The organism is Acetobacter orleanensis (assembly GCF_001581005.1).
Taxonomy (GTDB): domain Bacteria; phylum Pseudomonadota; class Alphaproteobacteria; order Acetobacterales; family Acetobacteraceae; genus Acetobacter; species Acetobacter orleanensis.
In genome coordinates this window covers 19,049-31,078 of sequence record NZ_LHZV01000040.1, presented here as the reverse complement: position 1 = coordinate 31,078, position 12,030 = coordinate 19,049, and the positions used below count along the sequence as shown (strand labels likewise).

11 protein-coding genes and 1 tRNA gene are annotated in these 12,030 nt (G+C 54.5%); 5 read left to right on the top strand and 7 right to left on the bottom strand.

What is annotated here, in order from left to right:
- Nucleotides 1-362: 362 nt before the first annotated feature.
- The gene (locus AD949_RS01730) at nucleotides 363-920 is read left to right on the top strand and encodes a flavodoxin family protein (RefSeq protein ID WP_048836640.1); all 558 of its coding nucleotides are present in this window, start codon (nucleotides 363-365) and stop codon (nucleotides 918-920) included.
- An 830-nt stretch (nucleotides 921-1,750) separates the two neighbouring features.
- Here AD949_RS01730 and AD949_RS01725 read toward each other — a convergent pair.
- Nucleotides 1,751-2,635: a LysR family transcriptional regulator gene (locus tag AD949_RS01725; RefSeq protein WP_048836641.1), complete on the bottom strand. Its 885-nt coding sequence runs from the start codon at nucleotides 2,633-2,635 to the stop codon at nucleotides 1,751-1,753.
- Between the two features lie 390 nt (nucleotides 2,636-3,025).
- On the opposite strand from AD949_RS01725, the gene AD949_RS01715 reads away from it, so the two are divergent.
- From AD949_RS01715 to AD949_RS01700, 3 genes are all read left to right on the top strand, one after another.
- The gene (locus AD949_RS01715) at nucleotides 3,026-3,727 is read left to right on the top strand and encodes a peroxiredoxin-like family protein (protein ID WP_048836643.1); all 702 of its coding nucleotides are present in this window, start codon (nucleotides 3,026-3,028) and stop codon (nucleotides 3,725-3,727) included.
- A 120-nt stretch (nucleotides 3,728-3,847) separates the two neighbouring features.
- Nucleotides 3,848-4,546, top strand: coding sequence for a glutathione S-transferase family protein (locus AD949_RS01710; protein WP_048836644.1), 699 nt, complete (start codon nucleotides 3,848-3,850; stop codon nucleotides 4,544-4,546).
- Between the two features lie 1,382 nt (nucleotides 4,547-5,928).
- Nucleotides 5,929-7,158 carry a S41 family peptidase gene (locus AD949_RS01700; protein WP_244463432.1) on the top strand — a complete coding sequence of 410 codons (1,230 nt, stop codon included), beginning with the start codon at nucleotides 5,929-5,931 and terminating at the stop codon, nucleotides 7,156-7,158.
- A 262-nt stretch (nucleotides 7,159-7,420) separates the two neighbouring features.
- Here AD949_RS01700 and AD949_RS01695 read toward each other — a convergent pair whose 3' ends face one another.
- The gene (locus AD949_RS01695; protein ID WP_048836659.1) at nucleotides 7,421-8,203 is read right to left on the bottom strand and encodes a helix-turn-helix transcriptional regulator; all 783 of its coding nucleotides are present in this window, start codon (nucleotides 8,201-8,203) and stop codon (nucleotides 7,421-7,423) included.
- 86 nt (nucleotides 8,204-8,289) lie between these two features.
- Between AD949_RS01695 and AD949_RS01690 the strand changes: the two genes are divergently transcribed.
- A complete protein-coding gene (locus tag AD949_RS01690; protein WP_304515716.1) occupies nucleotides 8,290-9,060 on the top strand; it encodes a class I SAM-dependent methyltransferase in 771 nt (256 codons plus the stop codon).
- Here AD949_RS01690 and AD949_RS01685 read toward each other — a convergent pair.
- The 5 genes from AD949_RS01685 to AD949_RS01665 all read right to left on the bottom strand — a co-directional run bounded on the left by AD949_RS01685 (nucleotide 9,042) and on the right by AD949_RS01665 (nucleotide 11,843).
- Nucleotides 9,042-9,812 carry a tyrosine-type recombinase/integrase gene (locus tag AD949_RS01685; protein ID WP_048836647.1) on the bottom strand — a complete coding sequence of 257 codons (771 nt, stop codon included), beginning with the start codon at nucleotides 9,810-9,812 and terminating at the stop codon, nucleotides 9,042-9,044. The genes AD949_RS01690 and AD949_RS01685 overlap by 19 nt on opposite strands.
- A 154-nt stretch (nucleotides 9,813-9,966) precedes the next feature.
- A tRNA-Ser gene (locus tag AD949_RS01680) sits at nucleotides 9,967-10,057 on the bottom strand.
- 65 nt (nucleotides 10,058-10,122) lie between these two features.
- Nucleotides 10,123-10,785 (bottom strand): phosphoribosylanthranilate isomerase, encoded by a 663-nt coding sequence (locus AD949_RS01675; protein ID WP_048836648.1) that lies wholly within the window; start codon nucleotides 10,783-10,785, stop codon nucleotides 10,123-10,125.
- A gap of 1 nt (nucleotide 10,786) precedes the next feature.
- Nucleotides 10,787-11,491, bottom strand: coding sequence for an orotidine-5'-phosphate decarboxylase (pyrF, locus tag AD949_RS01670; protein ID WP_048836649.1), 705 nt, complete (start codon nucleotides 11,489-11,491; stop codon nucleotides 10,787-10,789).
- A gap of 1 nt (nucleotide 11,492) precedes the next feature.
- Nucleotides 11,493-11,843 (bottom strand): lipopolysaccharide assembly protein LapA domain-containing protein, encoded by a 351-nt coding sequence (locus tag AD949_RS01665; RefSeq protein ID WP_048836650.1) that lies wholly within the window; start codon nucleotides 11,841-11,843, stop codon nucleotides 11,493-11,495.
- Nucleotides 11,844-12,030 lie beyond the last annotated feature (187 nt).

The following is a 12,030-nucleotide window of genomic DNA, read 5'->3' as shown; positions in this document are numbered from 1 at the left end:
ACTGGCGCAACTCGACATCCCCCATTCCGCCTTTCGGAATCAGCCCGCTACGCAGACGCCAAACACTTCCTTGCCATGCCTAAGCAGAATATCAGCGAGAGGCCCGCCCCTTGGCTTATACGGAAACGAGCCCCTTCACCCGAGCCTCCCGCGAATGGAGCGACCTTTCACCCCCCGCGTGTGGCGGCAGCAGAATATGCCAGCCAATTCCAGACGAAAGGCGGATGATTTCACTCTCCGAGTTGGAAATGACATTTTAAAATCGGTTCTTATCACCAAGGGCAGCGCACAGCACTTTACCAGACATGCTCTGTGGTGCGCGGTCGCACAGCACTTGTCTCGTAAGTTTAAGGATATTCAGGATGTCAGATATTTTCGTCGTCTATCATTCAGGCTACGGCCACACCCGCAAAGTTGCCGAACATGTGGCGCAGGGTGCAAACGCAACGCTTATTGCTATTGATGACAATGGCACGCTCCCTGAAGACGCATGGGACAAGCTGAACGCTGCCAAAGCGATTATCCTTGGTACGCCCACTTATATGGGCAACGCCAGTTGGCAGTTTAAAAAATTTGCGGATGCGTCGTCAAAAGTCTGGTTTACGCGTGGCTGGGAAAACAAGATTTTTGGTGGCTTTACCAACAGCGCAAGCCTGAATGGCGATAAAGCTGTCACGCTGGAATGGCTGAATACCTTTGCCTCCCAGCATGGCGGGATCTGGGTCAGTCTCGGTCTGGCTCCGGCCAACACCAAAGCTGCCAAACGCACGGACATTAATAATCTTGGTGGTTCCGTCGGCCTGCTGGTGCAAAGCCCGTCCGATGCCAGCGTGGATGAAATTCCTCAGGGCGACCTTGATACCGCCATTCTGTATGGCAAGCGAGTAGCCGATATTGCCGCCCGGTTTTCCGCGGCATAACACACGGCCTCTGTTCTGAACGTCTTTCTCTTCAGGGTTCGTCACGCCGGGCTCTGAAGAGGTTACGTGCCTTGACCTCGGTACGGATGTGGGCAATCCCCATACCCGAGACTGTAAAAAACGCGTATCGTAACCGGCGCAAAAGCCCTTTACACCCGGGTTGAGACTTATGACGACTGCCCTGAAAACCTACCGAAAACTTGTTCTCGCCAGCAGATTAACCGTGTGGCAATCTCCCTCAACACACAGACTATCGAGGATAGTGTGATCTGGTCTGATCACAGGGACAAGTGCCCAACCGTTGTCTGCTACAAATCACCGCTATGCGCCTCATATCATACAAAAAATAATCAAAATTCATTATTATATCAATAAATTTCTCACATAGTTTTTTATAGCCTCAGACCATAAAATCTTATCGTAACATCCAAAATGCAGCAGAATTTTATCTATTCTTTTATTTTATAAATATCAGGGAAAATTATTCCTACTTTTTAAATACAGGAAACTTTCCCTGCCTTACCCAACAATGATTGACCCTGAGTTTAAAACCGTGGGAAAGGCTTTAAAGAGCACCTTCCAACTGAACAGACCACACACCAAGGTAGAAACTGATGACCGCCGGAAAGAAAGCAGCCTTAATAATTTTTCTCGCTTTTACGCTCTCTGGGTGCAAAAATTTCTATCATAGCAGTTGCCCCGGCTTTTCCGGCGAAAACCCCGAAGCACGCGACGGCATTAAATCTGTTATAGAAACCTGCAACTAAGTTTCTGTACGACTGACCAAGCGTCAGACAGCGATTTCATCCGGAAAATTGCCCGCGAGACCGTTATGAAACCGCATTCATAAGAATCTCGACGAAGCACGCAAACTGGCGTGATTTCGCCGTCATCATGCGACCGGCCGGGAAAACGGCCCAAAGATCAATGGGAGGCAACGACCACCCTTCCAGCACCCGCACGACAGCGCCGCTTTCCAGCTCCGGCGCGAACATCCAGTCCGACGTGATGGTCAGACCCATGTCCGCCAGTATCGCGGCGCGCAATCCTTCGGCGGCGCTGACGCGCAGCCGCCCCGCGACAGAAACTGACACAACCGCCCCTTCCTGCGTGAACGACCAGACGCTCGGCAGTTGACTGTAGATGACGGTGTCATGATTAGCGAGATCCGCAGGATGTCGCGGTAGTCCCGCACGCGCCAGATACTCAGGCGTTGCGATGACTGACCGTCGACCAGTCGCGATTTTTCTCGCAACGGCCGTGGAATCGGTAAGCGCGCCCATGCGTAAGGAGATATCGACACCCTCCGCCACGAGGTCGATCATCCGGTCATCAAGGAGGAAATCGACATCAAGCTGCGGATGCGCCGCCAGAAAATCAGGTAATTTCGGAATCACATGCAGGCGCGAAAACGTCGTGGCCGCCGACACCCGCAATCGCCCGGACAGACCGACGCCCGCCCCCTTGGCGGCAAGTTCCGCCTCGTCCGCTTCATGGATGGCATTGCGCGCTCCTTCATAGAAGTTCTGCCCGGCCTCGGTCGGCGTCAGGCCGTGCGTCGTGCGGATCAGCAGGCTAACCTGAAGCCGGGCCTCAAGCTGCGCCACGGTCTTGGAAACCGCCGGCTGCCCTACGCCAAGCTGACGCGCCGCAGCTGAGAACGAGCCCGTCTCCACCACGCGCACGAACGTGGCCATCGCCTGATATCGATCCATGTTATTCCTCCAAGGAATGACCTTTATCGCCCCGAGACGGCTGCCATGTCGAGCGGTCTTGAAGATATCGTCTTTCTTGCCCGGACAGGCCGGGCCAGAGAGAAAGAAGACCCGATGTTCGGCCCCTTCATAGCCGCAGTATCCGAGCCGGCCATCGCGCACGGCATGCTTGCGTTCCAGCTCACAGGCAGCCCGCTTCATGGCCTGCTGGCGTTGGTCAGCCATGCGCTCTCCACACCGAAAGCCCGCCATGAAGGAGAAAACGACGGGGCGTGACGTCTAAACCACCATTCCACCCCAGAATGACCGATCGTCGTCCAAGCCGTCACCCTCCATCAAGCAGACCACTCTATCTTGCGCGTATCACGACGAACCCCAAAGGAAATGACCATGTCACTTCAGGCAAAACTCGATGCCTTCAAAGCCGATTTCGAAGCCGGTAAGCCTCCCTATAACGTGCCGCCTGCTGTTATTGAGGTGATGCACCGCGCCACCGCCGAACTGATCACATCCGGCGCTGCTGAAAAGGCGCTCAAGGCGGGCGAAAAGGCCCCAGCCTTCACGTTGAACGATCCAGACGGCAACCCTGTCTCCTCCACCGGTCTTCTGACAAAAGGCCCGCTGGTCGTCAGCTTTTATCGCGGTGTCTGGTGCCCTTACTGCAACATGGAACTTCAGGCGCTCGAAGCCGCCCTCCCGTCATTCCGGGAACTCGGCGCGAACCTGATCGCCATTTCCCCGCAGACCGCGGTGAACAGCCGCAAGTCGGTGCGTCAGAACCACCTCGATTTCCCGATCCTCTCGGACACGCACAACAATGTCGCCGCGAAGTTCGGCCTGCGTTTTGCGCTGCCGGATTATCTGGTCGAACTCTACCAGAACCTGAAGAACGATCTACCGGGCTTCAACGGTGACGAGAGTTGGACCCTGCCGATGCCGGGCCGCTTCGTAATCGGTCAGGACGGCGTGATTCTCTATGCCGAAGTCAACCCCGATTATACCCGCCGCCCGGAGCCCGAAGACATGCTTCCAGCACTCCGCAAGGCCGCGACCGTGCATATCAACGAGAGCGCTTCGGTCGGAAAACTCTGAGACGGAACTGACCCTCGCAACCGCTGGATGAAACGCCCCCCCCCGTGGTAGTCACCCCTCAACAGTTGTCATTTTCGCCACCACGAGCACCCTACCAACATAGCGAAAGGATGAACGTCCATGATCCGCTTTTACTACCACCCGACGCCAAACCCTATAAAAGTCGCTCTGTTTTTGGAGGAGGCTGGACTTCCCTATGAGGCCGTGCCGGTCGATACCAGCAAGGGAGAACAGCACAGGCCGGCTTTCCGCAAGATCAATCCAAACGGCAAACTTCCGGCCATCGTTGATACGGACGGCCCCGGCAGCCAGAATGCCCGCGTCTTTGATTCGACGGCCATTCTGCTTTATCTGGCCGAAAAGACAGATCGGTTTCTCGGCACAGCCGTCGACCGCCCGGAGCTCCTGTCATGGCTGATGTTTCTGGGCACCGGCCTCGGCCCTTTTTCCGGTCAGGCCGTGCATTTCCAGTATGCCGCGCCCGATGGGCTTGACTACGCCGTCAACCGCTACCGGCGGGAAATAGAGCGGCATTATCAGGTGCTGAATGACCATCTGGAAAACCGCTCCTTCATTGTCGGTGACGACTACACCATTGCCGATATGTCGGCCTGGGGCTGGCTAGACCGTGCGCCGCGGATAATGAAAGGGGCGGACACACCACTGGTTAGATGGCCCAACCTGACGCGCTTCATGGCGCTCATGAACGCCCGCCCAGCGGTCGCCCGCGCTCGCGCCGTCATGACCACCCATATTTTCAAGACCGAGATGGATGAGCATGCGCTGCGCGCCCTCTATCCCTCGAATTTCCCGGCATAATCTCCAAACGTCCGATAGGTGTCTTCATCGAACAGCTATCCCCGCTGTCGGCCTGAGCATGGAACGGCTAGAATGGTGGCAAATTCGCCAACATCAACCGACCGCTTGCAGCACTCCGCAGGAGAACGCACTGCCGATCCGCCTCCATTCCTGTCGATAATGTTATGTAACGCTGAGCATGTAAGTGCAAAATACAACTACACAGCCACGGGTTTTCTTAAGCTCTTACTTTTTCATGGAAAATCAGGCAATGGCGGAGAGATAGTCAATCGAATTTTTTAAATAATATGATGATTTAAATGTATTTTATATAACATAATTTTAAAATATACCCCTCTTTATACCCCAACATCCTCACTGCTACATAACGCGGCAATCAGATAGTTGCGGGGGCAGGATTGATTCTCAACTTTCGGCAACCGTAAGTTGAGAGCGAAGCGGGTCTAATAATCTGTTTCAATGAACTTTTTTTTTCGGCACACGCATGACCTCTTACGGAAATAAGTGCCCCTGCCCTCCTAAAGCGTGGAGCTTATGCATCCAAAGCTATGTCCGCTTCCGTCTCATGTCCGGCATACATTCTCCGAACGGGTTTCCACATAGCAGACATAAGTCGACCGAATCTGAGCTATCATAGAGTCTGTTTGGAAATAAACGCTGATGAGCCAAAACAACCCACAAGGGTTGCGAATGTCGCGCGTTCTTGATTACAGAAGCGCAGGAAACGCACGTTCGGCTCACTGAACAGTGCGCATTTCCCAACAGGTCCTTAGCAGCTAATTTCTTCACATCTTGGCTCTAAAATCAAGGATCGACAGGTGAAAGAAAATTACCCTATTTATTTGAATTTTTTAGCATGTGCTCTTATATTATTTTGGACAATTTATAATTTTATATACTTTATAAAAGGAAATATTTTTGTTCAATCTGAACAAATAAGTGATTATTCAAAAAATTCGGCAATTATTGTCGGTCTTTACACAGGTTTATATTGCATAAATTACTTCACTTTGGAAAAGTACAACGTAAAAATAAACACCACGTCACTTCTCACCATCTCAACTCTAATGTTTTCATCCGCAAATTTTTCTCAAAACATAACGACAAATCAAAGTATTATAGGATTTATATTTATCGCAATGGGAAATGCAGCCATATTAATTATTTTCGTTTATTTAATGAAACTGATCTTCAAAGGTAGCTAGTTAAAAACAGTCTGGAAATCTCAAACATTGAGCAGACCGACTCCAGTCGCCTTGATCACGTCGTTCGCAGCTATCTTCACTGCCCCGGAAGCGGACATAGTCGACGTTGCAAAAGGGGTCTCTTTTGCAACGAGATTACCCTGTTCGATGGACCGGTGTGCATGTTATTCAATTACCGTGAAGCAACCTTTCTTGACCCGCCGAGCCTTTTGTGGTGCCGGCATCGCCCTTGCTGCCACTCCCGGGTGGGCGGCCGAGTCATTGCACGATGTCACGTTCGTCGAGGACTTCGACGAATTGTGGCGGACTCTGGGGGAACGTTATTGTTTTCTAACCGAAAAGCAGACTAATTGGGATCGGGTGCGCTCATTCTACCGACCTATGACATTGGCTGCTGAAGACGATGCCGCTTTCATGGATGTCGTCCAGCGTGTCCTCGCGGAATTGTATGACGCGCACACGCATCTCTCTGATCCGCCTGACGGGGCGCCACGATGGCCGCTGTTCGACCTTCTGGCTGAGCGAGCTGGAGAGACGGTTCGTATAGCTGCGATTGAAAGCGGTTCAGTGGCAGCTGATGCCGGATTAAAAATTGGTGATCGAATTATCGCGATCGACGGGCGACCGATTGAAACTGTCATCCGCGATTTGATGCCGAAATGTCTCGTAAAGCCCGACCCGGCAGCCGATGCCTACACTATCAACGTCGCGGTTGCAGGATATCGTGGGAAGGCCCGCCTGTTGTCGGTGAGTTCGACAGGCAGCACCTCCCGAACTGTCCTGCTTCCCTTCAAGAAGTGGCCGGATTTGCCTGACGTTGAAAGCAGGATGCTTCCAGATGGCATCGGCTATATCGTTATCAGGAGCTTTTCCGACACCGCGACGGCTGATGCTTTCGACAAGGCGTTGGCAACCCTGCGGGATGCTCCGGGTCTGATTATTGATGTTCGCGAAAACGGGGGCGGTGACACGGCCGTGGCTCGGCCAATCATGGGGCGATTCATTCGAGAGCGGAAAGCATACGCTATCATGCGTAGGCGAGCGGGGGCGGGATTGAGCGCACCGTGGACCGAGTATGTCGATCCGAAAGGGCCCTTTACGTATAGCAAGCCTGTCGTCGTTCTGACGAGCCATTGGAGCGGAAGCATGGCCGAGGGTTTCCCAATGGGTATGCGCGACATAGGCCGCGCGACGGTCGTCGGCACAAAGATGATGGGATTGGGAGCAGCCGTCTTTCCGATCAGACTGGATCGTACCGGCATACAGGCGCAGTATTCTGGCGAACCCGTCTATGACACGAAAGATCGTCCACGTTGGCAGTTCGTCCCGGACGTAGAAGTCGCGGACGGCAGCGACATTCTCGCTGCCGGCATAGCGGAGGTCAAAAAGGCTATCAGCCGCATTTGAAACATCGAACGGCCACCGCAAAATGGTTAGTTTTCTCAACACACGGAGTATCGCTGTGAGATCAACGGCTTACCTGCTGCAAAAGGCCATGGTGGAATGACGGCTTACCGACAGGGCGTTCCCGGAAGCTGCCTTTCCGCAATCCCTCTTAACCACCGGTCTGCTCAGTGATTTGAAACCAGACCGTCGGCAGTCGCCTCATCTCGGTCACAAGGGGATATGTTTGATCATCCGGAAAGCGGACAGTCTGACTTCAAAAGAGTTATCGTGGTTTCAATGCTACCAACTGATACTGCGACCATGTTGTAAAAGTGAGAGTGGTCTGGTCAAAATCAACGGGGCCATCAATGGGATGATGGAATTTACGGGGGCCACCCGCCCGCAGCAACACGCTCTGGTTGTGCCATAGCCGCTCAAAATCTAGGCTTCGGGATCGAAGTTCCCGCACAAGCGCGTCCACATGTTCTCTATCCCCACGAATGCTGACAGCCCGAAATTCCGCCAACACCCGCCGCGCACTGCTTTCCCAATCATCGAGAAACGTGCGGGCATCCGAGGCAAGAAAAACATAACGCAGCAGATTGCGTTCTTTACCATCCAGCCAACCGACAAAAAGATGCCGGGCCGCATTATTGGCGGCACAGGCATTCCACAAGGGATCGAGCACATAGCATGGCACTGCCATCTGCTCGGGAAAGATCTGGACCTCCTCGGGAAGGCCTGATGCCATAGAAGGCCGCGACGCATCGGGGTCTTTCATCTGCGCGAGTTCAAACAGGTACAATCGTTCAGCAGAGGAAAGATGCAGGGCTGTGGCAATGCGTGCCAGCGTCGCCGCCGAACAGGAGACATCCCGGCCCTGTTCGAGCCACGTATACCAGGTCGTGCTGATGCCGCAGAGTTGGGCGGCTTCTTCCCGCCGCAACCCTTTTGCCCGACGACGTCCTGGTAACGGATGCAGACCAACATCCCCCGGTGAGAGGGTATCACGACGCGCGCGCAGGAAAATCCCGAGGGCACGATGCTGTTCGGAGGAAAGACTCATGATGGTGGTTTTTATACCAGTATAAAGAAAGACCTTATCCCTGTTTTTTGCATCTGGCAGCTTGAACTGCAACGAATCATAAAACGGTGGAGACAGAAAAGATGTCGGAACCTTATGCGGCAAAGCACTACGCCTTACGGGCGCAGGATTATGTGGCCAGTACGGTCCACAGTCAGGGCTGCGATCTGGACAGGCTCGAAAGCCTGGTGGCTGGCAAGAAACTACGACGTGTTCTGGATATCGGCTGCGGTGGAGGTCACGTCACCTATCGGCTTGCCCCCCTTGTTGGAGAGGTCGTCGCCTGCGATGTGACTGGTCCGATGCTGGATGCCGTTGCGCAGGAAGCAGCACGACAGGGACTGTCCAACGTCACGACCGTGCAGGCTCCCGCAGAAAAGCTCCCTTTTGAACATGAAAGCTTCGACGCCGTCTTCTGTCGCTTCACGACCCATCACTGGTCTGAGGCGCTAGCAGGTCTGCGGGAGGCACGACGTGTGCTGGCACCATCAGGGGTGGCTTTATTCATTGATGTGACAGCCCCTCCGTTCGGCCTACTGGACAGTTGGTTGCAGTCGATGGAACTGCTACGTGATATATCGCATGTCCGGGATTATACGGTGGCCGAATGGACGACACTGCTGGGACAGGCGGGGTTTATTCTTCAGAGCGTCGGGACACATCGTCTGCGCATGGATTTCGAAAGCTGGGTGGCGCGGACGAAAACACCCCCTGAACGGGTCGCGGCCATCCGCTCCCTGCAACAGGCCGCGCCGGATGATGTCACGCGCTATTTCGGGATTGAGGCCGATGGCAGTTTCATGATCGACGTCAGCAGTTTTCAGGTAGCACCATTATGAGCAGAATTGTGACTGTCGCAGGAAATTGACCGGTGTGTCATTATCAGGATCAGAAAACGTATGGCCAGAAGCGTAACCGGATGGGCCGGAATGGCTTCGACGTCCTGAAAGAGCTGTCTCAGCGCATCAAGATCAATGAGGGCGGGTTGTCGTCCTTTCTTCAGAGGAGCCAGTGCGCCTTTAATCACGGAAGTCGGGTCATGTGTACCTAGACCGTGCGCCATATCAAACAGAAAGATCGCGCTCAATCTCTGACGCACTCTGCGGGTAGTCTCTTTTGCGCGGCGCGCTTCAATCTTCTTGATGGTCTCCAGCACCATCGGGGCCGTGATGTCATCCAAATCAATATGACCAAGATCTGGCCAAGCAAGACGCTCCAGACTTGTGCGCACATCTTCCGCGTGCCGCTTTGTCCAGCGTGCGGATTGCGCCTCCATCCATTTCTCGCCAACATGGCGGAGTTGTTTATCGACACGTTTTGCTTCGGCCTGACGCTGGCGACGCGTCAACGATGGGTCACGGCCAGCCCGGATTTCGGCCCGAGCCTGATCGCGCGCCTCACGTGCGGCTGCCAGAGTCACTTCCGGATAGGCACCAAAAGAGAGCAGTTTTTCCTTCCCGCCAAAACGATATTTCATGCGCCATAATCGCGAACCACTGGTCTGCACGGGAATGAACAGTCCGCCTGTATCCGAAAGCTTGTATGGTTTCTCTCGTGGCGTGAGGCGACGCAACTGAACATCTGTCAGCATCGATACCCCACCCTTGAAATGATACCCCCATACCCACCCCCACAATGCTTGAGCTTGAAGGAACATCACAGAGCATCATAAAGCGCATAAACAGCATAAAACCGCCAATGTTTATGCGAAATAAGCGCTATGGACTGTTATGGGATATATCAAATGGCGGAGAGACAGGGATTCGAACCCTGGGTACGCTATTAACGTACACACGCTTTCCAAGCGTGCGCCTTAAGCCACTCGGCCATCTCTCCGGCGCGGGAGTGGTAATAGCAACTCTGACGGATCAGGCAAGAGGGAAAACGACCGTTTTTAGTCTTCAGGCAGAAAAAGTAACGGATCGGGCCTTATGAATGAAGTCCGCAATCGCACGGGGGCTTTTAATGCCGGGAGCGCTTTCCACCCCAGAAGACACATCGACCGCTGGAGCCCCGGTTACAATAACAGCCTCCACCACATTATCGGGGTTCAGGCCGCCCGCCAGCATCCATGGGAACGGGGGTGCCCATCCCTGCATCAGGCTCCAGTCCAGTTGTTGTGCGTTTCCTCCGGGGCGTGTAGCGGTGGTCGGCGGCTTTGGCTCAATGAGGAGCCGTTCAACACCAGCGCGACGGGTGGTGGGCAAATCGGCACCTGTCGAAACCGGCTGAGACAGCCAGACTGGCACCCCAAAGCGCGCATGCACTTCAGTAGCCCGCTCAAAAGATGCGTAAATCTGCAAAACATCCAGCGGGACGATATCCAGCGCACGGGCCAGAGTGTCATCATCAGGATACACAAACAGCCCGACCCGCGCCGGACCTCCGACATGGCGAGCCGAAAGGGCACGCGCCTGCGCAGGCGTTACATAGCGTGGAGATCGCTCAAAAAACACGAATCCGACCCAATCTGCGCCATGCGTGACACAGGCATCAAACCCAGCCTCTTCCGTCAGCCCGCAGATTTTCACACCACGGACGCCGGGAGCCGGGGAGAACGTCACGTTATGCAGCCAGTTCTGCCGCGATAGCGGCAGCAGCAGCGGCAGGATCGGCTGCCTGCGTGATGGGACGCCCAACCACAATCCAGTCGGCTCCCGCCTTGCGGGCTTCACTCGGTGTCATAATCCGCTTCTGGTCCCCGGCCTGACTGCCAGCGGGGCGGATACCCGGCGTGACCAGCAGAGGTGTATCGCCCAACGTGTCGCGCAACGGGGCAAGTTCATGCGCGGAGCAGACCAGCCCGTCGATTCCGGCCTGCATAGCCAATTTACCCAGCCGCAATACCTGCGCGCGCGCGCCGTCCATTACCCCCGTTTCTGCCAGAGCGTGATCATCCAGACTGGTCAGCACCGTTACAGCCAGCAGAGAAGGACGTGCGTCCGCAGGAAACGCTTCATCACACGCTTTACGGGCGGCTTCCATCATGGCCAAACCACCAGACGCGTGCAGGGTCAGCATACGGGGACGCAGAAAGGATAGAGATTTGATGGCCGCCGCGACCGTATTGGGGATGTCGTGCAGCTTGAGGTCTAGAAAAAGCGGGGTTGCACCGGCGACATCGGCCACAGCCTGAAACCCCGCAGCATAGGCAAATTCCAGCCCTAGCTTTACTGCCCCGGCAGAAGGCGCAACAGCCTGTACCCATGTCTGCGCGGTGGCTGCATTTTGTGTATCAAGTGCTGCAATCAGGCCGATTTTACGCGTCATGTCAGAGACGATCTTCCTGTACGGGAGAAAGGGAAGCAGGACCAGCCACTGTTTGGGTATGCACCACGCCCGGCGCCGCCACGGCGGAAGCCGCCTGAACCTGTGCTAATTGCACTTCCAACTCCTTGATCCGCTGTTCCGCCTTGCGGGCACGGCGGCGTTGCACCAGTTCAGCCACCCAGAGGCAGAACGCGCCCATGATAAAGGAAATCGCTGCGACAATCAGAGCCAGCACACCGGCTGAACATTTCCAGCTATAGGTAAGCAGCCACATATCCAGCGGGTCCTGATTACTCGCGCTGAAGATGACAAGAGCCAGCAGAAAGGGGATAACAACGGTGAGTCTGATCATAGGTATCTCGTAGCCTTCCAATGTACAGAGAGCAAGGAAGCAGATGAAAGAAAGACGTAAAAGCTGGTGACCCTCTATACCCCAAATTTTTGTTAAGGTTTGATGTTTTAATACTGGTTTTGCCCGGTAATAAGGGGGCCTCCCTCTCGCATAGCTGAGACTAATCTGTTACTGCTCCAGCTCTTTG